The organism is Bacillus sp. AM1(2019), assembly GCF_009906915.1.
GTDB lineage: Bacteria > Bacillota > Bacilli > Bacillales > Bacillaceae > Bacillus > Bacillus velezensis.
Genome location: NZ_CP047644.1, coordinates 2,464,347 through 2,488,299 on the forward strand (window position 1 = coordinate 2,464,347; position 23,953 = coordinate 2,488,299).

General features: G+C 47.6%; 33 protein-coding genes. 4 read left to right on the forward strand and 29 right to left on the reverse strand.

The window, feature by feature from the left end; translation table 11 throughout:
* Nucleotide 1 precedes the first annotated feature (1 nt).
* The 21 genes from spoVAE to GNE05_RS12295 form a co-directional block, all read right to left on the reverse strand.
* Entirely contained in the window at nucleotides 2–352 is a 351-nt protein-coding gene (gene spoVAE, locus GNE05_RS12195) for a stage V sporulation protein AE (RefSeq protein ID WP_007409415.1), read from the reverse strand.
* Entirely contained in the window at nucleotides 353–1,369 is a 1,017-nt protein-coding gene (spoVAD, locus tag GNE05_RS12200) for a stage V sporulation protein AD (RefSeq protein ID WP_015240132.1), read from the reverse strand.
* A gap of 11 nt (nucleotides 1,370–1,380) precedes the next feature.
* A complete protein-coding gene (spoVAC, locus tag GNE05_RS12205) occupies nucleotides 1,381–1,833 on the reverse strand; it encodes a stage V sporulation protein AC (RefSeq protein ID WP_007612334.1) in 453 nt (150 codons plus the stop codon).
* Between the two features lie 12 nt (nucleotides 1,834–1,845).
* The gene (locus GNE05_RS12210) at nucleotides 1,846–2,271 is read right to left on the reverse strand and encodes a stage V sporulation protein AB (RefSeq protein ID WP_014418289.1); all 426 of its coding nucleotides are present in this window, start codon (nucleotides 2,269–2,271) and stop codon (nucleotides 1,846–1,848) included.
* Entirely contained in the window at nucleotides 2,261–2,881 is a 621-nt protein-coding gene (locus tag GNE05_RS12215; protein WP_007409412.1) for a stage V sporulation protein AA, read from the reverse strand. Before GNE05_RS12215 ends, GNE05_RS12210 begins: the two co-directional genes overlap by 11 nt.
* Nucleotides 2,882–3,007: 126 nt before the next feature.
* Nucleotides 3,008–3,775 (reverse strand): RNA polymerase sporulation sigma factor SigF, encoded by a 768-nt coding sequence (gene sigF, locus GNE05_RS12220; protein WP_003153348.1) that lies wholly within the window; start codon nucleotides 3,773–3,775, stop codon nucleotides 3,008–3,010.
* Nucleotides 3,776–3,786: 11 nt separating this feature from the next.
* Nucleotides 3,787–4,227 carry an anti-sigma F factor gene (spoIIAB, locus tag GNE05_RS12225; protein WP_003153347.1) on the reverse strand — a complete coding sequence of 147 codons (441 nt, stop codon included), beginning with the start codon at nucleotides 4,225–4,227 and terminating at the stop codon, nucleotides 3,787–3,789.
* Nucleotides 4,224–4,577 carry an anti-sigma F factor antagonist gene (gene spoIIAA, locus GNE05_RS12230; RefSeq protein ID WP_007409411.1) on the reverse strand — a complete coding sequence of 118 codons (354 nt, stop codon included), beginning with the start codon at nucleotides 4,575–4,577 and terminating at the stop codon, nucleotides 4,224–4,226. Before spoIIAA ends, spoIIAB begins: the two co-directional genes overlap by 4 nt.
* A gap of 95 nt (nucleotides 4,578–4,672) precedes the next feature.
* Nucleotides 4,673–5,842 (reverse strand): D-alanyl-D-alanine carboxypeptidase family protein, encoded by a 1,170-nt coding sequence (locus GNE05_RS12235; protein WP_007409410.1) that lies wholly within the window; start codon nucleotides 5,840–5,842, stop codon nucleotides 4,673–4,675.
* A 136-nt stretch (nucleotides 5,843–5,978) separates the two neighbouring features.
* Complete coding sequence (locus tag GNE05_RS12240) at nucleotides 5,979–6,797, reverse strand: purine-nucleoside phosphorylase (RefSeq protein ID WP_007409407.1); 819 nt, start codon at nucleotides 6,795–6,797, stop codon at nucleotides 5,979–5,981.
* An 11-nt stretch (nucleotides 6,798–6,808) separates the two neighbouring features.
* Nucleotides 6,809–7,993 carry a phosphopentomutase gene (deoB, locus tag GNE05_RS12245; protein ID WP_160182848.1) on the reverse strand — a complete coding sequence of 395 codons (1,185 nt, stop codon included), beginning with the start codon at nucleotides 7,991–7,993 and terminating at the stop codon, nucleotides 6,809–6,811.
* Between the two features lie 167 nt (nucleotides 7,994–8,160).
* Nucleotides 8,161–9,051, reverse strand: a complete 891-nt coding sequence (xerD, locus tag GNE05_RS12250; protein ID WP_012117897.1) for a site-specific tyrosine recombinase XerD — start codon at nucleotides 9,049–9,051, stop codon at nucleotides 8,161–8,163.
* 7 nt (nucleotides 9,052–9,058) lie between these two features.
* On the reverse strand, nucleotides 9,059–9,286 hold the full coding sequence (locus GNE05_RS12255; protein WP_063094869.1) for a YqzK family protein: 228 nt from the start codon (nucleotides 9,284–9,286) through the stop codon (nucleotides 9,059–9,061).
* 115 nt (nucleotides 9,287–9,401) lie between these two features.
* The gene (fur, locus tag GNE05_RS12260; protein ID WP_003153330.1) at nucleotides 9,402–9,851 is read right to left on the reverse strand and encodes a ferric iron uptake transcriptional regulator; all 450 of its coding nucleotides are present in this window, start codon (nucleotides 9,849–9,851) and stop codon (nucleotides 9,402–9,404) included.
* A gap of 112 nt (nucleotides 9,852–9,963) precedes the next feature.
* Complete coding sequence (gene spoIIM, locus GNE05_RS12265) at nucleotides 9,964–10,608, reverse strand: stage II sporulation protein M (RefSeq protein WP_007409404.1); 645 nt, start codon at nucleotides 10,606–10,608, stop codon at nucleotides 9,964–9,966.
* A gap of 33 nt (nucleotides 10,609–10,641) precedes the next feature.
* Nucleotides 10,642–10,911, reverse strand: a complete 270-nt coding sequence (locus tag GNE05_RS12270) for a hypothetical protein (RefSeq protein WP_032862885.1) — start codon at nucleotides 10,909–10,911, stop codon at nucleotides 10,642–10,644.
* Between the two features lie 57 nt (nucleotides 10,912–10,968).
* Nucleotides 10,969–11,259: a hypothetical protein gene (locus GNE05_RS12275; protein WP_060562027.1), complete on the reverse strand. Its 291-nt coding sequence runs from the start codon at nucleotides 11,257–11,259 to the stop codon at nucleotides 10,969–10,971.
* 112 nt (nucleotides 11,260–11,371) lie between these two features.
* On the reverse strand, nucleotides 11,372–12,685 hold the full coding sequence (locus tag GNE05_RS12280; RefSeq protein ID WP_063094867.1) for an NAD-dependent malic enzyme: 1,314 nt from the start codon (nucleotides 12,683–12,685) through the stop codon (nucleotides 11,372–11,374).
* Nucleotides 12,686–12,697: 12 nt separating this feature from the next.
* Nucleotides 12,698–14,104: a Na+/H+ antiporter NhaC gene (gene nhaC / locus GNE05_RS12285; protein ID WP_007409401.1), complete on the reverse strand. Its 1,407-nt coding sequence runs from the start codon at nucleotides 14,102–14,104 to the stop codon at nucleotides 12,698–12,700.
* Nucleotides 14,105–14,245: 141 nt separating this feature from the next.
* Entirely contained in the window at nucleotides 14,246–15,673 is a 1,428-nt protein-coding gene (gene aspA / locus GNE05_RS12290; RefSeq protein ID WP_003153322.1) for an aspartate ammonia-lyase, read from the reverse strand.
* A 37-nt stretch (nucleotides 15,674–15,710) separates the two neighbouring features.
* Nucleotides 15,711–16,700: a type I asparaginase gene (locus GNE05_RS12295; RefSeq protein WP_003153321.1), complete on the reverse strand. Its 990-nt coding sequence runs from the start codon at nucleotides 16,698–16,700 to the stop codon at nucleotides 15,711–15,713.
* A gap of 176 nt (nucleotides 16,701–16,876) precedes the next feature.
* Between GNE05_RS12295 and GNE05_RS12300 the strand changes: the two genes are divergently transcribed.
* Complete coding sequence (locus GNE05_RS12300) at nucleotides 16,877–17,230, forward strand: helix-turn-helix domain-containing protein (protein WP_061862353.1); 354 nt, start codon at nucleotides 16,877–16,879, stop codon at nucleotides 17,228–17,230.
* An 11-nt stretch (nucleotides 17,231–17,241) separates the two neighbouring features.
* Here the strand turns inward: GNE05_RS12300 and GNE05_RS12305 are convergent, their stop codons facing one another.
* Both GNE05_RS12305 and GNE05_RS12310 read right to left on the reverse strand, forming a co-directional pair.
* Complete coding sequence (locus tag GNE05_RS12305; RefSeq protein WP_061862354.1) at nucleotides 17,242–18,405, reverse strand: TIGR00375 family protein; 1,164 nt, start codon at nucleotides 18,403–18,405, stop codon at nucleotides 17,242–17,244.
* Complete coding sequence (locus tag GNE05_RS12310) at nucleotides 18,405–18,959, reverse strand: NUDIX hydrolase (protein WP_003153317.1); 555 nt, start codon at nucleotides 18,957–18,959, stop codon at nucleotides 18,405–18,407. The genes GNE05_RS12305 and GNE05_RS12310 overlap by 1 nt, the downstream gene beginning before the upstream one ends.
* 78 nt (nucleotides 18,960–19,037) lie before the next feature.
* On the opposite strand from GNE05_RS12310, the gene mciZ reads away from it, so the two are divergent.
* Both mciZ and GNE05_RS12320 read left to right on the forward strand, forming a co-directional pair.
* The gene (gene mciZ / locus GNE05_RS12315) at nucleotides 19,038–19,160 is read left to right on the forward strand and encodes a Z-ring formation inhibitor MciZ (protein ID WP_003153315.1); all 123 of its coding nucleotides are present in this window, start codon (nucleotides 19,038–19,040) and stop codon (nucleotides 19,158–19,160) included.
* 62 nt (nucleotides 19,161–19,222) lie between these two features.
* The gene (locus tag GNE05_RS12320; RefSeq protein ID WP_025649814.1) at nucleotides 19,223–20,143 is read left to right on the forward strand and encodes an aldo/keto reductase; all 921 of its coding nucleotides are present in this window, start codon (nucleotides 19,223–19,225) and stop codon (nucleotides 20,141–20,143) included.
* Nucleotides 20,144–20,175: 32 nt separating this feature from the next.
* On the opposite strand, the gene GNE05_RS12325 is transcribed toward GNE05_RS12320, so the two are convergent.
* On the reverse strand, nucleotides 20,176–20,400 hold the full coding sequence (locus tag GNE05_RS12325; protein ID WP_007409396.1) for a YqkE family protein: 225 nt from the start codon (nucleotides 20,398–20,400) through the stop codon (nucleotides 20,176–20,178).
* A 122-nt stretch (nucleotides 20,401–20,522) separates the two neighbouring features.
* Between GNE05_RS12325 and GNE05_RS12330 the strand changes: the two genes are divergently transcribed.
* Nucleotides 20,523–21,437, forward strand: a complete 915-nt coding sequence (locus GNE05_RS12330) for an alpha/beta hydrolase (protein ID WP_017418077.1) — start codon at nucleotides 20,523–20,525, stop codon at nucleotides 21,435–21,437.
* 39 nt (nucleotides 21,438–21,476) lie between these two features.
* Here the strand turns inward: GNE05_RS12330 and GNE05_RS12335 are convergent, their stop codons facing one another.
* The 5 genes from GNE05_RS12335 to GNE05_RS12355 all read right to left on the reverse strand — a co-directional run bounded on the left by GNE05_RS12335 (nucleotide 21,477) and on the right by GNE05_RS12355 (nucleotide 23,916).
* A complete protein-coding gene (locus tag GNE05_RS12335; protein WP_003153307.1) occupies nucleotides 21,477–21,716 on the reverse strand; it encodes a DUF2552 family protein in 240 nt (79 codons plus the stop codon).
* Nucleotides 21,691–22,053, reverse strand: coding sequence for an iron-sulfur cluster biosynthesis family protein (locus GNE05_RS12340; RefSeq protein ID WP_017418078.1), 363 nt, complete (start codon nucleotides 22,051–22,053; stop codon nucleotides 21,691–21,693). The genes GNE05_RS12335 and GNE05_RS12340 overlap by 26 nt, the downstream gene beginning before the upstream one ends.
* A 70-nt stretch (nucleotides 22,054–22,123) precedes the next feature.
* The gene (locus tag GNE05_RS12345) at nucleotides 22,124–23,092 is read right to left on the reverse strand and encodes a GNAT family N-acetyltransferase (RefSeq protein ID WP_072177711.1); all 969 of its coding nucleotides are present in this window, start codon (nucleotides 23,090–23,092) and stop codon (nucleotides 22,124–22,126) included.
* On the reverse strand, nucleotides 23,089–23,433 hold the full coding sequence (locus GNE05_RS12350; protein ID WP_007409393.1) for an antibiotic biosynthesis monooxygenase family protein: 345 nt from the start codon (nucleotides 23,431–23,433) through the stop codon (nucleotides 23,089–23,091). Before GNE05_RS12350 ends, GNE05_RS12345 begins: the two co-directional genes overlap by 4 nt.
* A 12-nt stretch (nucleotides 23,434–23,445) precedes the next feature.
* On the reverse strand, nucleotides 23,446–23,916 hold the full coding sequence (locus GNE05_RS12355; RefSeq protein WP_003153297.1) for a GNAT family N-acetyltransferase: 471 nt from the start codon (nucleotides 23,914–23,916) through the stop codon (nucleotides 23,446–23,448).
* Nucleotides 23,917–23,953: the final 37 nt, after the last annotated feature.

Here is a 23,953-nt window from a genome sequence, read left to right on the forward strand (position 1 = left end):
ATTATCCTTTCGGTTTAAAAATAACGGCTACAAGAAATGCGAATAAAATCGCTGAAGATATACCGGCGGAAGTAAGTTCAAAAATCCCCATGGCGATCCCGATAAATCCATGCTCGTGAGCTTGATGCATGGCGCCGTGCAATAAGCTGTGACCGAAGCTGACGATGGGAACCGTCGCGCCCGCGCCCGCGAATTCGATAAATTTGTCATATATTCCGAACCCATCTAACAAGGCGCCGATGACGACAAAAGTTGTCATTACATGGGCGGGTGTCAGTTTAAAAATGTCAAGCAGCAGCTGACCGATAATGCATATGATTCCCCCGCAAACAAAAGCCAACAGATATTCCATTTATGATGCACCTCCCGCCCGCTCAAATACCACACCGTGCGCGATGGTCGGAATGGTTTCCTTCTGCTGGATCATTGTCGGACTTAAAAGCGCTCCTGTCGCGACAACGAGTACCCTGTTTAGAGTCCCTGCTTTTAATTGATTAAAAATATGTGTGTACGTAACAAGCGCGGAGCAGGCGCAGCCGCTTCCTCCCGCAAACACCTGCTGGTCCGGCGTATAGATGAGAAGACCGCAGTCATCGTGTTTCGTTCCCACGGGATAGCCTTCTTCTTTGAGCAAATCTTTCACGATCGGCGAGCCGACGCCTGAAAGGTCTCCCGTTAAAATCAGATCATAATCATCCGCCGTGCGGTTTAAGTCCTGCAGGTGCTGTTTGATTGTGTCGGCGGCAGCGGGCGCCATGGCGGACCCCATATCGAACGGATCTGTTATTCCGAGGTCGCTTACTTTTCCCACTGTTGCGCTTGTAATCTTGATGTCAGAAGGGTTTTGGCTGATGATGACCGCCCCGCCCCCCGTGACCGTTGAAGTGGCGGTATCCGGTTTTTGCCCGCCATACTCCGTCGGATTGCGGAATTGCCGTTCTGCCGTCGCGTTATGGCTGCTCGTGGCTGCGATCGCCCGGTTCGCAAAACCGCCGTCAATGAGCGCGGATGCGACGGCAATCGTTTCCATTGATGTCGAACAGGCGCCGAACAGACAGAGGAACGGAATTTTCAGATGTCTGGCGACGTAGTTGGCGGTCACATTTTGATTTAAAAGATCCCCCGCGAGTAACAAATCAATATCGCTCTTTTTCAAATTCTGTTTTTGCAAAGCGGAGTTGATGGCATCTTCCATTAACTGACGTTCCGCCATTTCCCAGTTTTTCTGATTGCAATGCATTTCATCGTATGTCTTATCAAACAGCGAACCGAGCGGGCCGTCTTTTTCTTTCGGTCCGGCTGCCGTCCCCGCCGCATTTACAAATAACGGGTTTTCAAACACCCAGGTTTGCTTTCCGGTCAATTTCATTTTTTCTCCTCCTACGAAAACAGTTTTTCACAAGCAAACCGTATCAGGCCTACGATATAGGCTGCCACGACGCCGAATACAATGACGTTTCCCGCCAGTTTAAACATGTTTGTCGCTACCCCAAGCACGAGTCCTTCACTTCTGTGTTCGAGAGCGGCGCTTGTCATACTGTTTGCAAAACCCGTCACCGGCACGGCTGAACCCGCTCCGGCAAACTGCCCGAGTCTGTCATAAATGCCGAATCCGGTCAAAAGGGCGGAAATTAAAATAAGAGTGGCGGACGTCGGGTTGCCCGCTGTTTTTTCATTAAAATTAAAAAAGTGGATGTAAAAGTCTTGAAGAGCCTGCCCGATCAGACAGATCAAACCGCCGATCAGAAAGGCTTTGACGCAATTCCAAACATATGGCGGTTTCGGCTGATAGTCTTTCACTTTTGTTTTGTAATTTTCTTTTAAGTTTGTCACGTCGGTTCCTCCTTATGAATGATGGATAAAATACAGCCAATGAAATAAAGAGCCGGCTATTTTGCCGAACACAATGGCCATCAGCAATATGATGATTTTGCTGCCGAAGCCGATCCGTTTGGCAAGAATGGGAAGCACATTCAGCACTTCTGTAAGCGCGGCGGCCAGCATGCCGACAAACATGCCGGCCAAAAGCCCGACCGGAACGGCCAGCCATTCAGATAAAAAAAAATGATTCATATTTAAGGTTTCCCAGCCGCCGAACACAGCTCCTGAAATAACAGCTCCTTCGTAGGCCTGTACAAAGCGCATTGTTTTTGTCAGCTGCATAAGGCGGGGGACGATACCCATAACGGTTAAAAAAGCCACAAAGCCCGCTCCCACGGTCAGCCCTCCGCCAAGCCCGACAAACATAACGAAAAGAATGCTAACGATCATGCAGATCTTTCATCGTCTCTTCATTTTCGTGCATTGCGACATAATGATCGAGATCAAGCTGATAATTAAACATCTCGACTTCCAGCGGGCTTGGCTCTTCATTCAGGCGTTTTTTGAAGATGTGATTAAAAAAGACGATCATACCGAGACCGAGGCCGATGCTGTACGGAATCTGAAGCAGATACGGGTATTCATTCCGTTCGCCCGTTATGATTTCATATAAGGCGATATGAACTTCTCTCATACTGACATCTTCATGAAAATTCATAATGGCAAGACATGAACCGATAAAAAGCAGGAGCCAGACACCGACGAACAAAACGGCTGACAGCTGCTTTTTCTGGTAATGGATTTCCACTATCGTTTCAGCGCCGCCGACGGTCTGTACATCAAGCGCGGGAAAAGCGGTATGAATGGTTTTCAGCACTTTTATAATGTCAAGCACGACGATATTTTTGTCTTTTTTCGTGACCTTATACAGCGGCAGTGCCGACAGTTTTTTTTTCAGCTTTTGCTGTCCCGCGATCTGCGCGGCGTCGCCGATTGTGATGATATCTCCGGTATGAGCCTTCACGCGGTGGCGAAGTCTGAGAAATATTCGTCTTTCCATCTTGCATCACCATCTTTCGGGTGGTTATATATGTAGTATGCGGTTCACTTTTGTTCTCATTCATCAGCGGCAAAAGACCATAAATTACCACCGATGCACAAATAAAAAAAGCCGGCCCGTAAAAGGTCAGCTTTCCGTATGATCCATCTGCACTTTAATCTGCTTTAATATTTTTTTCTCCAGCCTCGATACCTGGACTTGGGAAATCCCGAGCCGTTCGGCTACTTCCGACTGTGTCTGATCTTTATAATATCTCAGATAGACAATGAGTTTTTCCCGTTCTTCCAAATCACTGATCGCTTCCTTGAGGGCGATTTTGTCAAACCACTTCTCTTCTGAATGATCGGCGATCTGATCAAGCAGGGTGATCGGGTCTCCGTCATTTTCATACACGGTCTCATGAATGGATGAAGGCGCCCGCACCGCTTCCTGCGCAAGCACCACATCCTCCGCATCAATTTCTAAATGGTCCGCGATTTCCTGGACGGTCGGCACTCTTCCGTATGTTTTTGACAGTTCATCTTTCGCCCGGCGTATTTTATTGCCGAGCTCTTTTAAAGATCTTGAAACTTTGACGGTTCCGTCATCGCGGATGAAGCGCTGGATTTCTCCGATAATCATCGGCACGGCATAAGTTGAAAAACGGACATCATAGGACAAATCGAATTTATCAACGGATTTTAACAATCCGATACAGCCGATCTGAAACAGATCGTCCGGCTCATAGCCTCTGTTTAAGAACCTTTGAACGACGGACCACACAAGACGCATGTTTTTTTCTATGAGGAGGTCTCTTGCCTGCTGGTCGCCCTCTTGGCTCTTTTTGATTAATTCTTTGACTTCATGGTCCTTGAGCTGCGCGTTTTTGCTGTTTTTCTTAACCTCCACATCCATAACAAATCTCCTTAATTACAAAGCGCTTTGCTTTTTGATAGGTGTTTTGTTAAGCGTATCGTCGTTCCCATCTCCGGCGAGGAATCAATCGTGACATCATCCATGAAGTTTTCCATAATGGTAAAGCCCATTCCGGAGCGCTCAAGCTCGGGTTTTGTCGTAAAGAGCGGCTGGCGCGCTTCCTCAAGATCCGTGATCCCGAGGCCTTCGTCACGTATGGTCAGATAGACGACATGATCCTCCAGCGTAACGGAGATGTACACCTTTCCGTCGCAGTTTTCTTCATAGCCGTGGATGATCGCGTTTGTTACCGCTTCTGATACGACGGTCTTGATTTCCGTCAGCTCATCCATCGTCGGGTCGAGCTGTGCGATAAAAGAAGCAACTGTTACGCGCGCAAACGATTCGTTCTGACTGAGGGCTGAAAATTCAAGATGCATCTCGTTTTTCATGATGCCACCCCCAACGTTAAAAGCGCTTTTTGTTCTGATTGTTCGAACCTGATGATTTTAAACAGGCCGGACATGTCAAACAGACGTCTCACCGCGGGCGAAATCGCGCACACGACCATTTCTCCGCCGAGCTGTTTAATTTGTTTATAACGCCCTAAAATCACGCCGAGGCCGGAGCTGTCCATGAAGGTAAGATCTTCAAGGTTCAGCACGATGTGACGGATGCCGTCAGCCTCCAGCGATTCAGTAACCTTTTGTTTTAATGATTCTGCCGTATGATGGTCGAGTTCACCTGTTAATCGAATACAAAGCACGGATTCTTTGACATGAAAGTCAATTCCAAGGCTCATGCTCATTCCTCCTTGATATGATCGGATAATGAGTGTTTCGATTTTCGGGAAAGCAATTCCTTCACTATGACAAAACTAGTGCCCGTTCGCCACGATTATTTAAATTTTGTCCAATCTCCCATTGTCCGCTTCAGAAAAGTGAGAAAACCCGCTTTTTCCATGTCGTCTTTTGCCGTGACCGGGCTTTCAACGAGCACCTTTCCGTCTTTTTTCAGAACGAGGCTGCCGAGCACTTCTCCTTTTTTAACCGGAGCCGTTACATTGCCGTTGATTTTCACTTCTTTTTTTACTTTGTCCATGTTCTCTCCCTTTTTGGCCAGAAGAGAAATCGGCTCAGATGTGGTCAGCTTGATCAGTTTCTGTTTTCCTTTTTTTACTTTTACCGTTCCTACGATTTGATCCCGTTTGTACAGCGGGTGTGTTTTAAACTGGCTGAAGGCGTAATCAAGCATTTTGGTCACTTGGGCATTTCTTTCTTTCGGAGTGCTGGCTCCGAAAACGACAGCAATAACCCTCATATTTCCTTTTTTAGCGGTGGCGGTTAAACAATACTTCGCTTCGCCTGTAAAGCCCGTCTTCACGCCGTCTACACCCGGATAAAATTTGATCAGCCGGTTTGTATTGACGAGCCAGAACTTTTTGTCTGTATTTTCTCTTAAATAATCCTCATACGTTCCCGTAAATTGAGTGATTTTATCATACTTTAATAATTCCTTCGCCATTTTCGCCATGTCATAAGCAGAGCTGTAATGGTCTTTTTCAGGCAGTCCCGTCGGGTTTTTGAAGGAGGTATCTTTCAATCCCAATTCTTTTGCTTTTTTGTTCATCCGGCTGACGAAATCCTCTTCTGAACCGGCGATATACTCCGCCATTGCGACGGATGCGTCATTTCCGGAAGCTATCGCAATTCCTTTGAGCATTTCTTTTACCGTCATTTCTTCTCCGGGTTCAAGGAAAATCTGTGATCCGCCCATGGACGCGGCATGTTCACTCGTCCTGACTTTATCGCTCATCTTTATTTTCCCTTTGTCAAGCGCTTCCATGATTAAAAGCATGGTCATGATTTTTGTCATGCTTGCCGGCGCCAGACGCTCCCGGCTGTTCTTGTTATAAAGAATGCTTCCCGTATCGCGTTCAATCAGCACGGCGCTTTTGGCTTCATGAGCGAGCTCCGATGTATGTTTTCCGTCCGGCTTTGCAAAAGCGGACGGTGCTGATGCCGTTAATAAAATGCCAATCAACAAAGTGGATATAAGACGTTTCATCTCCAAAGCCCTCCATTTCATAATCCTTTTTATTTTTTCCAAATCCGGTGGTTTTATACGCCTCATCTGGAAAATGTTTCGTGTTGAGGGCACAAAAAAACAGCTGCTTCCGAAGAAACAGCTGACTTATGCTGACTTATTTTTGAGATCGTGCGACTACGGCTTTTACAAGCTTCAAAAAGCCGCCTTTTACTTTTTCCGTCATTTCCATTACTTCTTCATGGGATAACGGCTGGTCAAGAATACCTGCCGCCGCGTTGGAAATGCATGAGATGCCGAGCACGCGCATCCCCGCGTGGTTGGCGACGATGACTTCCGGCACGGTCGACATGCCGACAGCGTCAGAACCCATCGTTCTTAAAAACCGAACCTCAGCCGGCGTTTCGTAAGACGGCCCCGTAACAGCTGTATACACCCCTTTTTGAACAGGAATGCCCAGCTCATCGGCCGTTTTTTCAGCCAAGCCTGACAGCTCTTTGTCATAGGCTTCTGACATGTCCGGGAATCTCGGTCCGAATTCAGCTTCGTTAGGCCCGATTAACGGGTTGGTGCCCGTAAAGTTGATGTGGTCTGTAATAATCATCAGATCGCCGGCGCGGAATTCAGTGTTGATACCGCCGGCTGCGTTCGTCACAACGAGAGATTCAACGCCGAGTGCCTTCATCACGCGGACGGGAAATGTGACCTGATCCATTGAGTAGCCTTCATAGTAATGAAAGCGGCCCTGCATCGCGATGACCTGCACGCCTTCAAGCGTTCCCATCACAAGCTGGCCGGCATGGCCTTCTACCGTTGAGACCGGAAAATCAGGGATCGTTTCATATGTAAGCTTGACAGCTCCTTCAATTTCATCGGCCAATACGCCGAGCCCTGACCCTAAAATCAGACCGATCTTTGGTGTTTCTTTCACGTGTTCTTTAATAAATGCAGCAGCACGTTCGATCTTTTGTTTCAAAAAAAGTCCCCCTACTGTAATCTTGATAAAAAGCTTTTTCCGTATTCCGGCTTTTCCGTTTTGAAATTATCCGCAATGGTTGCGCCGATATCGGCAAATGTATCCGCAAGCGGCAGCTGTTCAGTGTGTTTGTGCTTTTTGCTGTACACAAGAAGCGGCACATACTCCCTCGTGTGATCCGTGCCGTGATGGACAGGATCATTGCCGTGATCCGCAGTGATAATAAGCAGATCGTCTTCTTTCATTTTCTCAAACACTTCCGGAAGCCTCGCGTCGAATTCCTCGAGCGCTTTTCCGTACCCTTCCGGATCACGGCGGTGTCCGTACAGCGCGTCAAAATCAACGAGATTGGCAAAGCTCAGGCCCGTAAACTCTTCACCGAGCGTTTCAATCACTTTGTCCATGCCGTCCATATTAGATACCGTGCGGCGGGAAGATGTAACACCTTCTCCGTCATAAATATCAGAAATTTTGCCGATGGAAATGACGTCTAATCCGCTGTCTTTCATTCCGTTCATTACCGTGCGGCCGAACGGTTTGAGCGCATAATCATGACGGTTCGGCGTGCGTTTGAAGCTGCCCGGTTCTCCGACGAACGGTCTTGCGATAATCCGGCCGACCATGTATTTCGGATCAAGCGTCAGTTCTCTGGCCGTTTCACAGATGCTGTACAGTTCGTCAAGCGGAACGACATCTTCGTGAGCCGCAATCTGCAGTACGGAATCTGCTGATGTATAAACGATCAGCGCACCCGTTTCCATATGTTCTTTTCCGAGCTCGTCCAGAATCGCCGTGCCTGAAGCCGGCTTATTTCCGATGATTTTCCGTCCTGAACGCCGCTCAAGTTCCTGAAGAAGTTCATCCGGAAATCCTTCCGGGAACACTTTAAACGGTTTTTCAATGTAGAGGCCCATAATCTCCCAGTGCCCCGTCATCGTATCTTTCCCGTTTGACGCCTCCTGCATTTTTCCGTAGTACGCAAGAGGGTGCTCCGTTTTTTCCACGCCCTTAATGTCTCCGATCAGTCCGAGACCGAGCTGCGCCATATGGGGCATATGTAAGCCGTTCATGTGCTCTGCGATGTGTCCGAGCGTATTTGCGCCTATATCATTAAAATCGGCGGCGTCCGGCGCTTCACCGATTCCGACAGAATCCATTACGATCAAAAATACCCGGTTATATTTGTATTCAGACATCATAAAAGCCTCCTTTTCTTCCATCTGTCCATTGTAGCTTACAGAGGTCAGACAACTCAAGTATAAACCGTTTACATTCTTGTTGACAATGCCGATTCAAATAATTAGAACCTTCTCTGTATTCCGCCAATCCGGCAAAAAAGCCGCGGCCCCTCTGGCAGCGGCTCCTAAGCGCGCGGATGATACTGTTTGTACACGTCCTTCAGCCTTGTTTTCGTCACATGCGTATAAATTTGCGTCGTGGAAATATCGGCATGTCCGAGCATCTCCTGCACGGCACGCAGATCCGCCCCGTTTTCGAGCAGGTGCGTTGCAAAGGAGTGCCGGAGCGTGTGCGGTGTCAGCTCTTTTTTAATCCCCGCTTCAAGTGCGATTTTTTTCAGGTTTTTCCAAAATCCCTGACGGCTGATCTGCCTGCCGTGATGATTCAGAAAAAGCGCTTCGGTTACATTTTTCTTTAATAATTTCCCTCTGGCTTTTTCAATGTATGCTTCTATCGCATGGGAAGCGGCTTCACCAATCGGCACAATCCGCTCTTTCCGCCCTTTTCCGAAGCAGCGGACGAATCCCATCGTCAAATGGACGTCGGATAATTTCAGCTCGATCATCTCGCTGACCCTGATGCCGGTCGCGTACAGCAGTTCAAGCATGGCTTTATCCCTGAGACCGAACGGGCTGTCAAGCTTAGGCGTGTCCAATAACCGCTCAACTTCGTGAAGCGCCAATACTTTTGGAAGCGTCCGCTCTGTTTTTTGTGTTTCAATATGTACCGAAGGATCTTTATCCGCGGCTTTTTCCCTTAACAGAAATTGATGAAAAGACCGGATTGACGCCAAATGCCTCGCAGACGTCTTGCCGGATTTCCCGGAGTCCTTTATATGCTTTAAATATTGAATAATATGAAGACGGGTCACATCATTCCATGAAGTGATCTGAAGGGTTTCAGTTAAGAAGAGAGAATAACTTTTCAGATCACGCTCATAGGACATCATCGTATTTTGGGACAGCCCTCTTTCAACCCTCACATAATGGATGAAATCCTTAATTTGATCCTTCACTCTTGATCTACTCCCCGTTTTGGTAAAAAAAGATCAATCGGCCGAACCAGCCGTCTTTATCCTCATGTTCCGTTTTGGCTACTTTGACGGCGGAGCCTTCCGGTTTATCGTACCGATGATAGTTTTCATACTCTGAATTCACCCATATCATAGCATAATAGAACAGCGCGGTAAAACCTGTGAACAGAATAAACACTTTGATCGTATCCGCGGCTGTTTTTAAGAATCTGCCCATCTTTCGATCGACCCTTTCTTTTGGCGGCTGTTAGTACACCTTATGCCAATTTCAAAGGCTTTTATACATAAAAACAGCAAAAAACCCTTTCCTGGCAGAAAAGGTTCGTAGGCTTTTACTCTGTTTCATCCCCGCGGCAGCGGTGGCAGATTCCGTGAAAAGTCAATCTATGATCTTTAATTTTAAATTTCCAATCACGTTCAATCACTTCTTCAACGTCTTCAAGCAGATCTTCTTCAATTTCATCGACGGCTCCGCACTCCATGCACACCAAATGGTGATGAAAGTGAGCCGCGCCTTCTTTGCGAAGGTCGTAGCGGGATACGCCGTCCCCGAAGTTAATTTTATCAACGACTTTTAATTCTGTTAATAATTCTAATGTACGGTATACTGTAGCGAGACCAATTTCAGGAGATTTCTCTTTTACGAGGAGGTATACATCTTCTGCGCTTAAATGGTCTTCTTCGTTTTCAAGCAGCACTCTTACCGTTGCTTCCCGCTGTGGCGTAAGCTTGTAGCTTGACGAGTGCAGCTGCTTTTTAATTCGATCAATACGGTTTTCCATGTCTTTCCCTCCTACGCCGCATTCCATGACTCATTATAACAAAATACGCGCAGAGTTCCAACTATAATTATTATAAACTGATAAATAAAAGTATTATTTTGTGATAATCATTCTAAAATATGCGTGATGACAGTTTTTCCATAAACAGCGGAGACACGTACGCCTCGAGCAGCGAGGCGATGACCGAGAAGAAAACGATGAGAATCAGCACGAAGGCGTAACGTCCGAACCATTGGATCGGCGCGTCATGAAGGCTGCGTTTGACAAACAGCTGCCGGATCAGTTTCAGTGAAAAAGCGATAGAGCATGTCCCCATGATAAGATACGCCGGAATGAGAACGATGTTTTGCGGCAGAACCGAAATAAATGACAGGAAAAACCCGTTCATCCCCATTTGATTCACTAAAAAACCGACCGTGAAGCCGACGACGATTCCTTTTAAGAACACCATAATGAAAATAACCGGAAGACCGATCACGGAAATACCGAGAATCCACATCAGCCCCAAATATTTCACATCATGAAAGACGGCCTGCCAAAACATTTCTGAAGCGCCGGCATGTTTTCCGTCAGACAGCTGTCCGAAAAACTTGCTTAAATAGTAATACAAATCTTCTTTCTGCGTGATGGTCATGCTGTTGACGATGATCGCCCCGAAAATGACCCCCATTAAAAACAAGACGAACACAAATATATAAAGTGACAGATGATCCTTTACATGGCGAAAAAACAGTTCTTTGTACGATTGTTTTCTCATACCGCTTTCCTCCCGCTAATCTATTGACTTGATTTAGTAGATTGTATGAAAGAAAAGAGAAAACATGACAGAGAAATCATAGAAAGGCGCGAGATTCGGGCATAAAAAAAGAACCCCGTCATCACTCCGGTGATCATAGGGGTTCCTTTTTTTATGCTTTATTCTTTCAAGCCTGTCTTTTTTGGTTTTCGTCACTCTTTCATGGGTGCTGAAAGACGGCGCCGTCCCCCTTGACAGGACTGCGTCACGCATCCCGTTTCTTTTGAGATGCTCCCGCATTTTTTTCGTTTTGCTCTTCGCCATGTGCCAATCGCTCCTTTTTTCCCTTTTCTTTATCATAACAAAAAAATCCAGATGTGTTCATGAATACGGCTCTTGTTTCGACCGGTAAGCGCGCAGAGACGTTTTGGCAGATGAATAGCTCCCCATTGCGGCGTATCCGTAAAAAAACCCCATGAAAATCCCCGCATACACGTGTTCATGATGACCGAAAACGATAGACACAACATTTCCGGCAGCAAGGGCAATCGTGGGAACGAATATGCCCGGAACCCGGCAGAACACTTTGATCAGCTGTGTGACGCATAAGACGACCGGCACGCCGATCACAGCATCCCAAATATTTGTATGGATCAGCGGAAAATAATCCACATCGACACCTCTTTATTCCGTCTTTTGCTATCTGTTAGCCTGCCTAAGAATTCCGCTTCCTATTCATGATAAAAAAACAGCACCGGCACATGTCCGGTACTGTAAGAGTTGTTTATTTCCCTGCCGCGGCCCGTTCTACGGCTGCTGATACGGCTTGATGCACGTCGGCATCCAAAGGCTGAGGCACGAGATCGCCGTGTTTCGTGCAAGAGGCGATGGCTTCTGCGGCCGCCACAAGCATTTCATGGTCGATTTTCTTGCTTTTGGCGTTCAGCGCGCCGCGGAAAATCCCCGGGAAGCCGAGAACATTATTGACCGAACGGCCGTCAGCTGCATAAGCGGCTCCGGCTTGTAATGCCTCTTCCGGTTCAATCTCCGGCTTCGGATTAGATAAAGCCAGAATGACGTGTCCTTTTCTGACATCCTCTTTTTTAATGAGACCCGGAACTCCTGTGGTGCTGATCACAATGTCACACGTGTCCATTAATTCTTTGATGCTTCCAAGCGGCTGACCTCCGTACTGAGCGAGGCGGTTCATTGCGTCTTCTGACTTGTCCGTTCCGCAGACCGCTTTGACTCCGTATGCCATAAACATGCGGCAGATGGCGACGCCTGCCGCGCCGAGACCGATCTGACCGACCTTCGCTTCTTTTAAATCAAGACCGGCGCTTTTACAAGCGGAAATGGCGGCGGCGAGCGTGACGACCGCCGTGCCGTGCTGGTCATCGTGCATAACCGGAATGTCCAGTTCTTCTTTCAGGCGGTCTTCAATGTCAAAGCAGTGGGGCGAACCGATATCTTCAAGCAGAATTCCGCTGAACCCCGGGGAAATATGTTTTACCGTGCGAATGATTTCTTCCGGATCAGAGGTATCGAGCAAAATCGGAATTCCGCTGATACCCGCCAGCTGGTCAAAAAGCGCGGCTTTCCCTTCCATTACGGGCATTCCGGCGACAGAGCCGATATTGCCGAGGCCGAGAATCGCCGTTCCGTCGGTGACAATGGCGACAGAATTGCTGATTGTCGTATAGATGGACGCTTTTTCAGGCTCGTTTTCAATCAGTCTGCACACATCGGCGACACCCGGCGTATAAACACGCCCAAGCTCAGCCAATGTCCGGATCGGCATTTTGCTTTTCATCTGAATTTTGCCGCCTTCATGAGCAGAGAGCACTTCATCTGAGACTGTATGAAGACGGATGCCTTCACCGAGAACTTCAATGGCTTGAATGATTTCCTGCAGCTGCTCTTCATTTTCGGCCTGCACCGTAATGTTGCGCATTGTGTAGTTCGGGCCGACTTTAACGGTTTCAACTTCCCCGATATCTCCGCCCATCACTCCGATGGCGGTTGCCACTTTTCCGAGATTTCCGGGAACAGTCGGCGTTTCAATCATTAACGTCCGAATCATATGCTTTGTAATCATGAAATGAACCTCCTAACCCAATTTTTGAGATTGCAAGGATTTTTCTTTCGTGTACCAAATGAATTTCCCCGTGTATCCGTACAATATTGCCAGTCCGATAGATACAAAACTGAGCCACATGAACGGCAGATAAGAAAATGTGGATACGCCGAGAATGCCGGCCATATAGATGCCGTTATCAGACCACGGCACCATCCCTGAAGTAAGCGTTCCGCCCACCTCTGCGTTCCGGGATAAAACTCTTCTGTCAAGTTTCAGTTTATCATAACTGTTCTCCATGATTTTCGGCGTCAGGATCAATGACACGTACATCGCACAGCCGAAAATGTTTCCTAAAAGGGCGACGATCAATGTCGAAAGCGTCACATTTCCCGGTGTGGTCAGCTTTTTCTCAAAAGTTGAGACAATCACTTTTAATACGCCGAGCTTCTCAAGAATTCCTCCAAAACCGAGACCGAACAGGATAACGACTAACGTATCCAGCATACCGGTAATGCCTCCGCGGTTTAACAGGCCGTTTAAAAATTCGACGTCCGTTTTAATAGAAAAACCATTATAAGCAGTCGCTATGGCACTGGCAAAATTCATTCCCTGAAAGACGGAAGCCCAGATTGCGCCAAGCAAAGCACCGATGATAATAACGGGCATAGACGGCTTTTTCAAAATCAGAAGGACAACGACGACAACAGCCGGAATGAGCATCCATATATGAATATCAAACGTTTTCTGCAATGAAGATTTTAAAAATTCCACTTTGTCGAGATCAATATTTTTTCCGCCGTATATAAATCCCGTTACGGTAAACAGAATGGCCGTAATAATATAGGACGGAATTGACAGATACATCATCGCTCTGACGTGTGACAGCACATCCACCTTAGAAAGCGTGGAGGCAAGCACCGTACTGTCAGACAGCGGTGAAAGCTTGTCTCCGAAGTAAGCGCCGGACAAAACGGCTCCCGCTACGATCGGAAGCGGTATACCCATTCCCTCTCCGATGGCAATCATGGCGATCCCCGCGGTTCCCACGGTTCCCCACGACGTTCCGGTCGCAACGGACATAACGGAACAAATCACCAGTGTAGCCAGAAGGAAAATATGAGGATTAATAAACTCTAAACCATAATAAATTAACGTCGGCACAACGCCGCCGGCAATCCATGTCCCGATGAGCGCACCGACCGAAACGAGAATCAATACCGCTTCAAGACCGTTTGATATGCCGGTGACAATCGAAGCCTGCAAGTCTTTATATGAATATCCCAGCCTGACTCCGAGAATAATAGCGAAAAACCAGGATATTAATAGAGCTAGCTGGATCGGCAGGTCTAAAAACACTGTGAACGATAAGACAAGTGCTAAAAACCCGAATAATAAGATAATAATTTCCAATAAATTTGGCAATCTGGCCTCTTTCACAAGAAAATCCCCCTAGAAGAAAAAAGCTAAAACGCTTTCATCAAATGATATAACAAATTATACTATACTGCCTCATCCCTTTGTATGGCAACCGCCTATTCACTAAAAAACGTGAAAAGGCGGCTGTTGTTGCTTTAAAATTTATTTTTCTAATAGATCTTTTCCGGCAATTCCCGGTTTTGTCATTTCATATGGATTCAAAATGATATCCAATTCTTCTTCTGTCAGTACATCATTTTGAAGGCAAAGATCTCTTACAGATTGCCCCGTCATGATTGCTTCACGGGCAATTCGCGCAGCCGCTTCATACCCGAGGTGCGGATTGACCGCTGTAATGACGCCGACGCTTTTTTCCACGTATTGCTTCAGACGTTTTTCGTTGGCTTCAATTCCCGCCAGACAATGATCGGTAAATGAACGGAACCCGTTATTCATGATGCTGATGGATTGAAGCAGGTTAAATACGAGCACCGGCTCCATTACGTTAAGCTCCAGCTGGCCCGCTTCTGAAGCGAGGCAGATCGTATTGTCATTCCCGATGACCTGGAAGGCGATTTGGTTGATCAGCTCTGCCATTACAGGGTTGACTTTCCCAGGCATAATGGATGATCCCGGCTGACGGGCGGGCAGTGAAATTTCCGCAAGTCCCGCGCGCGGACCTGAAGCCATTAAGCGCAGATCGTTGGCGATTTTCGACATGTTCATCATGCATACTTTCAACGCGGCTGAAACTTCCGTATACGCATCAGTGTTTTGTGTGGCGTCAACCAAATGGCCGGCGCCGACAAGCGGCAGTCCGCTGATGTCAGCCAGGTGCTTCACAACCTGTTCTATGTAGCGCGGATCGGCGTTAAGTCCCGTACCTACGGCCGTTGCCCCCATGTTTACTTCATACAGATGCTGGCGGGATTGTTTAATTCGCTTTATGTCACGCTCAAGCACGCGGCTGTATGCTTCAAATTCCTGTCCGAGACGGATCGGCACAGCGTCCTGAAGGTGTGTGCGCCCCATTTTAATGACAGAATCAAATTGTTTCGCTTTATCTTTAAAGACACTGAGCATATGCGCCATCGTATCAAGGAGCTTATCCAAAAGTTTCAAGGTTGAAATATGGATTGCCGTCGGGAACACGTCGTTCGTCGATTGTGACATGTTGACGTGTGTGTTCGGGCTGAGGTGAATGTATTCACCTTTTTTATGCCCCATGATTTCAAGAGCTCTGTTGCCGATTACTTCGTTGGCATTCATGTTCATGGACGTTCCGGCTCCCCCTTGGATCGGATCGACGATAAATTGGTCATGCCATTTTCCCTCAAGAATTTCATCTGCGGCCTGTACAATCGCATTCCCGATTCCTTCATACAGCCGTTTTACATCCATGTTGGCAAGCGCCGCCGCTTTTTTGACGATGGCGAGCGCATTAATCATTTCTTCGTGGATGCGGTATCCGGTAATCGGAAAGTTTTCTTTCGCGCGCAGCGTTTGTATTCCGTAATACACATCAGCTTCAATTTGTTTTTCTCCGAGGAAATCTTTTTCCTGACGATATTCTTTTTGCGCGTTTGTCATGCTAAAACCCTACTTTCTCTTTGTGGTAGTCATGTTTTTACAGTACAACGTCGTCTGCGATCGGTGTCTCCATAATGTTTTTGACTTCAGCCAAGTTGTGAGACTGGCCGAGCGCCCACATTAATTTCGGCACGATGGCTTCCGTGTTCATATTTCTGGAGCGGATAATGAGATCTTGATTGACTCTTCGGCCGACTTCATAGACGCTCATGTCCTCTCCTTCTTCAAGACATTGTGTCGTAATGACGACGACAATGCCGCTTTCAATCATTTCATTGACTTTGGCGAGAATGTCTCTTCCTTCAAACGGCACGCCGCCGCTGCCGTAGCTTTCAATGACGATTCCTTTGTACATGCCCTTTAATGCGTCAAACATTTCCGGTTTCAGTCCCGGGTGGAGCTTGAGCAGGCACACGTCCGTGCAAAGTGAAGTATTGACCGTAAAAGCATCGTCTTTTGGCATGTGCACTTGTTTGTTATATTCAATTCCGTTTTCGGTAATAAACGCGATATACGGATAGTTAATGCTCTCAAATGCATCATAGCTTTTCGTTCTTAATTTAATGGCGCGTGTGCCTTGAATGACTCTGCCGTCAAATACGACGTATACGCCGCCCACCCCTTCACATGCGAAGCGGATCGCGTCCGTGATATTTTTTTTGGCATCGGTTTTTTGAAATGTAATCGGGATTTGCGAACCCGTAATGACGATCGGTTTATCAGCATGCTGAAGCATATAAGACAGTGCCGCTGATGTATAAGCCATTGTGTCTGTCCCGTGCGTAATGACGAACCCGTCATATGCGTCATATTTTTCTTTGACAGCATTTGCGATTTCGGCCCAGTATTCAGGCTGCATATTTGTGCTGTCGATGTTCATTAACGAATGGGTTTCCATCGTGTAATCGTTATCAAGTTTTGATACGTAGGTTAACAATTCGTCTGCTTTCACCCCGGGTGCAAGCCCGTTTTCTCCTTCGACTGAGGCGATTGTTCCTCCGGTTGTTAACAGCAATAATTTTTTCATACCCTGCACCTCTTCATCCATTTCTCAAGATGTGTTAAGCATTCGCTTTTCGCATACTTTTAATCAAATTATAGACAGACGAATGAAATTAATCAAGTGATTATTATTCAATTCGCGTACACTTTTGCATATCGATATGATATAATTTGCTCAAGTGAAAAGGAGCGGTTTTGAATATGAATTTAGATCGTTTAACTGAACTGAGAAAAAAGAAAAATTGGTCTCTTCAATATACGGCTGATCGTCTCGGCATCGCCAAAAGCACGTACGCCGGGTATGAATCAGGATACCGGCGGCCGTCATTCGAGGCGCTGGGCACGCTTGCCGATCTGTTTGACACGACGTGCGACGATTTACTGGGGCGCACTGAAAAAAAGGCGGAGCCGTTTGCCCAGACCATCGAATTAACAAACGCCGCACAAGGCTGCGGCACACTGACCGTTGACGGACAGCCGCTGAATCAGGATGAAATCATCGAATTGATTGCGTTTGTCCGCACGAAAAAGAAGGTGCAGGAGGAGCTCCGCTAAAAAACCGGCTTTTACGGCTTGATTCTGCCGTACGTCCCTCCGCCCCCGGCCTCAAGGACAAGCTGCCCGGTGCGCGCTTTATGAATGACAGCCGCTATTTTAGGCTGGACGACACTCGCCAATTCCTCTTCTTGCGCCTGATGTAGAATCGCCATCTCCGTCCCGAAAGCCCGCTTCAGTTTTTCTAACGTTTTCGGCCCGACCCCGGGAATGAACTGCAGCGGAATTTGATGAATATACGGCGGCCGCGGCACGCGGCTTTTTTTCGGGCCGCTCAGTTCCTCCAGCCGTTCACTGACCCCTTTTGTCATTGTTTTCCCCCCGCACTCCGGACATGCGGAAGCTCCTTTTTCAACCTGGCTGCCGCAGCGGTCGCAAGCCGTCCGGTAATACTTCCCGAGCTTCGGGTTCAGCCCGTAATTCGCCGTGATTTTTCTTCCGTCCTTCCCTTTTAAAGCCAGCGAAAATTCCGTGAAATTCGCCTCTTTAAGAAGCATTTCATTATATTCTCTGCCGATTTTCCCTAAGGAATGCGCATCAGAATTTGTTAAAAATGTATACGGATCAAGTTCTGTTACCCGCGAAGCCATGTCGGTGTCGCAGCTTAACCCGAGTTCCGCCGCATCAATGAGCGCCGGGTCGAAAACTTCTGTCAAAGAAGATCTGATCCCTTTTCCGTACAGGCTTTTATGCGGGGTGAACATATGGGCGGGAATAAACAGCCCGCCCAATTCCTTTGTTTTCCTCTGAAGATTCAAACCGGTTTCATAAATGCGCTGGGAACTGAGATGGATATTTTTAAGCCTTTTTGCGAGCCACTCAGAAAACATCTTCATTTCGGCAAGAGACGGCATAAAGACGAGAACGTGAATCGGCCCGCGGCATGTGTGATCATAGATTTCAAGCTCACTGCCCAACAGAAGCGTCGTATTCCGATACCGGATGCCGCCTTCTTTCAGCTCACGGTATCTGCCTTCATCAATTCCGCGCTCGATTTCTTCTATGACTTCCGGGGAATGGCAGTCGATGATGCCCAATAGTTCAATTCCCTTCCCCTCACTGGCTTCTTCTAAAATCCGGTGCAGCGTCAACGTTTTGGCCCCGGTGATTTTGACCGGTTTTCCCGTATAGGTGCGGCCGATATGAATATGCAGATCCGCATAGATGGTTTTCATCATTTTTCCTTCAGCGCTTCTTTCAGCTGGAGATACTGAATCGCGTACGCCGTTTTTGCGTCATACACCCTGCGGGATTCAATCAGCTTCACGGCCTCTTCAAGCGTGACCTGCATGACTTCGACAAATTCATCCTCATCCAGCTCTCGTTTTTCTTCCAGCGGCGAAAGCCCTTCCGCAAGAAAGAGATGCACGATTTCATCAGCAAACCCGGGTGATGTATAAAAAGCGGTGATTTTCGTCAAGGTTTCCGCCGTATATCCCGTTTCTTCCTCGAGCTCTCTTAACGCCGTATGTTCCGGCTCTTCTCCCTTTTCAAGCTTCCCGGCCGGAATTTCAACGATTGTCCGTTCCAGCGGCTTTCTGAACTGGTTCACCAAAATGATTTTTCCTTCCTCGGTCACCGCAAGTACGGCCACCGCTCCCGGATGTTTGACGATTTCCCGCTTGCTTGTTTTTCCGTTCGGGAGCTCTACATCCTCTAAGTAAAGATCTATGACTTTCCCGTCATACAGCTTTTTTTTCGCAAGTGTTTTTTCTTCTAAATGTTTCATCATGTCATCTCCCGTTCTGTCTCTCTATTATGCCTCATATATTTTATCATACATGCATGAGAGGGAGGTGCTTTTCGATTGAAGGTGTACCGGAAGGATAAGAGTATCGTATTGGTCGGAAAGGCGTGGGAAGTGCGGGCTAAACTGAAAGAATACGGACGGACATTCCGCTATGTCGGAGATTGGATCACCGGGCCTTAACAGTTGAAAACTTCGCGCCTTTATATTACGGTCAATAAAAGACTATAAAAAGGAGCGAAACGATGAGAAAACGCACACTGGGACATTCTGATTTAGAAATAAGCGAAATCGGGCTCGGCTGTATGTCGCTGGGTACGGATAAAGCTAAAGCGCTGTCTATTTTGGATGAAGCGATCGAGCTTGGAATCAATTATTTAGATACCGCTGATCTTTATGATTTCGGCAGAAATGAGGAAATTGTCGGGGAGGCCGTCAAAAACCGCAGGCACGACATCATTTTAGCCACGAAAGCCGGAAACCGCTGGAATGATGATAAAGACGGCTGGCATTGGGACGCTTCCAAAGGATACATAAAAGAAGCGGTCAAAAACAGCCTGCGCCGGCTGAAAACGGACTATATCGACCTTTATCAGCTGCATGGCGGCACGATGGAAGACCATATTGACGAAACGATCGAAGCATTTGAGGACTTAAAACAGGAAGGTGTCATCCGGTATTACGGCATTTCCTCGATTCGTCCGAATGTTATTAAAGAATATGTGAAAAAATCAACTATCACCAGCGTTATGATGCAATACAGCCTGCTGGACCGGCGCCCCGAGGAGTGGCTTCCCCTTTTAGAGGAGAACGGAATCAGCGTAGTCGCAAGAGGGCCTGTCGCTAAAGGGCTTCTTACGGAAAAACCGCTTGATCAAGCGGCTGCAAGCGTAAAAGAGAACGGCTATTTAACATATTCTTTTGCAGAACTGGCGGAAACCAAAAAAGCGATCAGCGCTGCCGCACCTGACTTAAGCATGACGGAGCTTTCTCTTCAATACTTGCTGTCACAGCCGGCCGTCGCTTCTGTCATCACCGGAGCCAGCTCACTTGAGCAGCTGAGAGAAAACTGTTCGGCTGCAGAGGCCCGGCGTTTAAGCAGCCAGGAAATCAAAGCTCTGCAATACCATACAAAACGGGACGTATACGAAGCCCATCGTTCTTAAACAATAAAACCGGCACCTTTTCAGATGCCGGTTTATTTATATTTGTGCCAATCGAGACTGCTTTCATTCAGCAGCTCTTCAAAGCTTTTATGTTTTTCTTTTTCTTTTCGTTTTCTGATTTGTTCCGCCTTTTGCTGCGCCTGCTTTTTCTCGTCTTCTTCCTTCAGCTCACTTTTCATTTGCAAAAGCCTGGCCTTCAGATCTTCCTCCAGATCGTCTTTTAAGCTGTGTTTTTCTTTAGGCAGCTGCTTTTTCATCATTACGCCCCCCGTATCTGAATATGGTGAAGCAAGTGTACCACGGAGCGCCGGAGGCCGGCAACGTTCACGGTCCCAAAAAGCCGGAGGAAGGATTCTTCATATTAAAGGAGGGTGCCTGTGTGAAAAAATGGCTGGCGGTGTTCGGTTCGGCTTGCGCAGTCTTTTTGGCTGCCGGATTCGCTTTTACGAATCTGATTATGTTTATGAAGAAAAAGACGGATGAAGATATCATGAAAAAAGAAACGGCGGACGGGTATGATAGATTTGATTCCTTTCAGGCCATGGAAAAAGAAGAGGCCGTCATCCTGTCACGCCACGGGTATGAGATCAAAGGCTTTTACGTCGCCCCGCATCATACGGCAAACACCATGATTATTTGTCACGGCGTTACCGTAAATTCGTTCAATTCATTGAAATACATGGATTTATTTTTAGATTTAGGCTGGAATGTGCTCGTATATGACCACCGCGGGCACGGAAAAAGCGGCGGCAGAACGACGAGCTACGGCTATTTTGAAAAAGATGATTTGGAAGAAGCCGTGAATTGGGTGAGACACAAAACCGGAGACGGCGGTCAAATCGGCATCCACGGGGAATCGATGGGAGCGGTGACGGCCTTATTATACGCGGGCGGGCATCAGGATGAAAACGGCGCTGATTTTTATATTGCGGACTGTCCGTTCGCAAGCTTTCGCGATCAGCTCGCCTACAGGCTGAAGCGGGAGTTCCGGCTGCCTCCGTGGCCGCTTCTGCCTTTGGCTGATTTCTTTTTGCGGATGAGAGAAGGATACCGTATCCGTGATGTATCTCCTCTATCGGTTATCAGCCGCATCCGGCAGCCCGTGCTGTTTATTCACAGTAAGGAAGATGATTATATACCTCCCGCTTCTTCCGAATTGCTGCACCGCAGAAAACGCGGCCCTAAGATGCTCTATCTGGCCGAATCGGGCGGGCATGCCATGTCGTACACCAAAAATCCGGAGAGCTACCGCAAAGCCGTTCAAACCTTTTTAGATACCATGACGCAAACGTAAAAAAGCGAAAGAACGTATGCTGGTTCTTTCGCTTTCCCGTCATAAAACGTCGGTAATCCCGTCCATATTTTCTCCGATCCAGTCAATGGCGAGGTCGATTGTCGTAAACTCCTGCGCTTTGAAGGTCATCTCATCCTGAAGCAGCCAGACATCCTTCTGAACGGATTCAGCGCCACCGATGGACCAGTGCAGCAGACTGTACGGGTGGTTGTTGTTCAGAAAGGATACCCACGTTTTATGCTGTGCCGTCTGTTTAATGGCTTTCAGCTTTTGATTCACTTTCCGTTTCTCCCTGCTTTACTAATATGCTCATTCTCGGGCTCAGCATCTCTGCCGGGCTTTTTAAGACGAGCGTTTTTGCCTTTTCATTGTAATCGATTGTCATTTCCTCGTCAAAAAACACTTTTTGTGAGGTCTGGATGTAAAGCGGAAGTCCGTTGATTTCAATAGCTTCGCATTGTCCCGTTAATTCGTCCGCCAGCCAGATGGCCGGCACGCCGCTCACCGCGCACCCGCAGCCTTCTGCGTCATAGCGGAGCTGCGCTTTTTTCCCCGGGTTGGCGTCCATCGCCTGCTGAAGTGTGTGTTTCGCCGCATCCGTCACATGTATTTGCATAGATGATCCTCCGTTTTCATTTTCGCCATTGTAGCATACCGAGCCGCTGTATGCATTGTTTCTGCTTTCTTTACAGCAGCCCGCTCTCCCAGTCCTTTGCCTCTTGTTCAGCCGCCTTGATCCAGTCATTTTTCCCTTCACTATACTTTGCCATATCGTATGGGTATGTCTCAGCGAGGTGCCGTTTCAGTTCCATGTATTGAGCCGCTTTTTCAGGCTTTGCAGTGAGGTAATCTCGGAACAGCAGATGACGCTTCACGTCCGGATGGCCTGTTTCGTATATGTGAACGTGGTGTGTGCGCTTGTTGCCGCCTTTTTGAAAGAAACGCCGGCCCTCTATCCCGTTTTCCCCTTTCGCCTCATAGCCGAGTGCTTCCAGCTGCGGACTGAATCGGTCGGCATCCAAAATATCTTTGACCTCCGCCAGTATATCGATGACGGGTTTGGCGGCCATCTGCGGGATGGAGGTGCTGCCGATGTGGCTGACAGAATGAAGTGCTGGGCCGAAGATTCGGATCAAGTCCGCCTTCTCTCTTTCAAACATTTCTTTCCATTCCGGCTTGTACGGAACAACTTCCGCTTTCCTCTTCGGATAAAGATGAAAAAACGAGAGGGTCAGCCCTTCCGGCGTCTCAATCTGTCCGGCTTCCGTGAACCCGGTTTTTAAATAGAGAGAGACTGCCGGAACGTTTTGGCTGGCGGTAGCCGCCTCTATTTTTTGGGCGTCCCGGTTCTCGTCTATCACAAATTGAAGAAGCGCCCGTCCGATCCCTTTCCGAAAGCCGGACGGATGCACCGTCAGCCTGCATATGACAAGGTCATATCCCCTTTTTTCATACGAAATGACGCCTGCAAGCTGATCTTTTTCCTTGAAACCGGCAAACGTCTCCCGTGACCGCTGTATATCATCGGGTGTTTCATGCAGGGCGGGAATGCCGAAAAAGCCGATCAGCTCGGCTTCTTTTTGATAAGAGCAGCGCTGAACCGCCGCAATTTCCCGCGCGGTCTGTTCTTGTGTATGCTGTAAAAATGTAATCAATCTTCCGCCCCTTTTGACGCAAACATCCGCTGTGACTCCGTCTTCGTAATGCGGACCGCGTACGCTTCATACCAGGCGCTTTTTCCTTTTTGTTTTGCCGCCTGGTGGTCCGTATGATCTTTCCACCTTTTAATCGCCTCCAGGCTGTCCCAGTAGGAAACCGTGATGCCGCAGCCGTTTTCCTCCCGAACGCTTTCCGCGCCTAAAAAGCCCGGCTGTCCGCCTGCCAAATTCATCATGCGCTCTGCCGTATGTTCATATTCCTCATCATATTTTCCCTTTATTGATGAAAAAATGACCGCATAATAGGGCGGTTTGGGCGTGTCAGCTAAAAAACCCATATTCATCCCCCTCTACATATATTTCACAAACAGAATCCGGTCTTCTCCCGGGCCGTCATAATTCGCAAAAACAGGGATTCCGTTTACGGTTTTGGTTCCTTTTTCAACTTCAAAGCCTAATTTTGTATGATAAGCGATTGATACTTTATTGACAGGCGCCGTCACGCAATTGACTTTTGTGCAGCCCCTTTTCTTCACCGTCTCCATAAATCGGTCGTAGAGCTGTTTTCCAATTTGCATTTTTCTGAAATCCGGATGCACACCGGAAAAATGAATGTAGGCTGTCTCAGGGTCTGATTGTGACTGAAAACCGATTAAAAAACCGGTCATTCCCTCCGGCCCGTACGTGATAAAGCTTGTGTCCTGAAAATGTTCAAAAAACAAGCGCGGCAGTTTGTCTTTCATCTGCCTGCCGCCCCACCATTCATTCAAAACAGACGTAACCATTTCATAGTCTTCAGAGGTAATTGTTCGAATATCCATTATCGATTGACTCTCCTTTTCGTCCGGCAAAATGAAT

Bases quoted from the DNA above. Each gene is read 5' to 3' on its own strand.
- fur (WP_003153330.1), bottom strand. From the start codon at position 9,851: ATGGAAAACCGTATTGATCGAATTAAAAAGCAGCTGCACTCGTCAAGC.
- spoIIM (WP_007409404.1), bottom strand. From the start codon at position 10,608: ATGAGAAAACAATCGTACAAAGAACTGTTTTTTCGCCATGTAAAGGAT.
- GNE05_RS12295 (WP_003153321.1), bottom strand. From the start codon at position 16,700: ATGAAAAAATTATTGCTGTTAACAACCGGAGGAACAATCGCCTCAGTC.
- GNE05_RS12325 (WP_007409396.1), bottom strand. From the start codon at position 20,400: ATGAAAAAGCAGCTGCCTAAAGAAAAACACAGCTTAAAAGACGATCTG.
- spoIIAA (WP_007409411.1), bottom strand. From the start codon at position 4,577: ATGAGCCTTGGAATTGACTTTCATGTCAAAGAATCCGTGCTTTGTATT.
- GNE05_RS12305 (WP_061862354.1), bottom strand. From the start codon at position 18,405: ATGAAAACCATCTATGCGGATCTGCATATTCATATCGGCCGCACCTAT.
- GNE05_RS12280 (WP_063094867.1), bottom strand. From the start codon at position 12,685: ATGATTACAAAGCATATGATTCGGACGTTAATGATTGAAACGCCGACT.
- GNE05_RS12215 (WP_007409412.1), bottom strand. From the start codon at position 2,881: ATGGAAAGACGAATATTTCTCAGACTTCGCCACCGCGTGAAGGCTCAT.
- GNE05_RS12340 (WP_017418078.1), bottom strand. From the start codon at position 22,053: ATGCAAATACATGTGACGGATGCGGCGAAACACACACTTCAGCAGGCG.
- GNE05_RS12210 (WP_014418289.1), bottom strand. From the start codon at position 2,271: ATGATCGTTAGCATTCTTTTCGTTATGTTTGTCGGGCTTGGCGGAGGG.
- aspA (WP_003153322.1), bottom strand. From the start codon at position 15,673: ATGACAAACGCGCAAAAAGAATATCGTCAGGAAAAAGATTTCCTCGGA.
- spoIIAB (WP_003153347.1), bottom strand. From the start codon at position 4,227: ATGAAAAACGAGATGCATCTTGAATTTTCAGCCCTCAGTCAGAACGAA.
- GNE05_RS12355 (WP_003153297.1), bottom strand. From the start codon at position 23,916: ATGGATATTCGAACAATTACCTCTGAAGACTATGAAATGGTTACGTCT.
- GNE05_RS12300 (WP_061862353.1), top strand. From the start codon at position 16,877: ATGAATTTAGATCGTTTAACTGAACTGAGAAAAAAGAAAAATTGGTCT.
- GNE05_RS12350 (WP_007409393.1), bottom strand. From the start codon at position 23,433: ATGGGTTTTTTAGCTGACACGCCCAAACCGCCCTATTATGCGGTCATT.
- GNE05_RS12310 (WP_003153317.1), bottom strand. From the start codon at position 18,959: ATGAAACATTTAGAAGAAAAAACACTTGCGAAAAAAAAGCTGTATGAC.
- spoVAE (WP_007409415.1), bottom strand. From the start codon at position 352: ATGGAATATCTGTTGGCTTTTGTTTGCGGGGGAATCATATGCATTATC.
- GNE05_RS12235 (WP_007409410.1), bottom strand. From the start codon at position 5,842: ATGAAACGTCTTATATCCACTTTGTTGATTGGCATTTTATTAACGGCA.
- GNE05_RS12270 (WP_032862885.1), bottom strand. From the start codon at position 10,911: ATGGCGAAGAGCAAAACGAAAAAAATGCGGGAGCATCTCAAAAGAAAC.
- sigF (WP_003153348.1), bottom strand. From the start codon at position 3,775: ATGGATGTGGAGGTTAAGAAAAACAGCAAAAACGCGCAGCTCAAGGAC.
- GNE05_RS12320 (WP_025649814.1), top strand. From the start codon at position 19,223: ATGAGAAAACGCACACTGGGACATTCTGATTTAGAAATAAGCGAAATC.
- GNE05_RS12255 (WP_063094869.1), bottom strand. From the start codon at position 9,286: ATGGGCAGATTCTTAAAAACAGCCGCGGATACGATCAAAGTGTTTATT.
- deoB (WP_160182848.1), bottom strand. From the start codon at position 7,993: ATGTCTGAATACAAATATAACCGGGTATTTTTGATCGTAATGGATTCT.
- spoVAD (WP_015240132.1), bottom strand. From the start codon at position 1,369: ATGAAATTGACCGGAAAGCAAACCTGGGTGTTTGAAAACCCGTTATTT.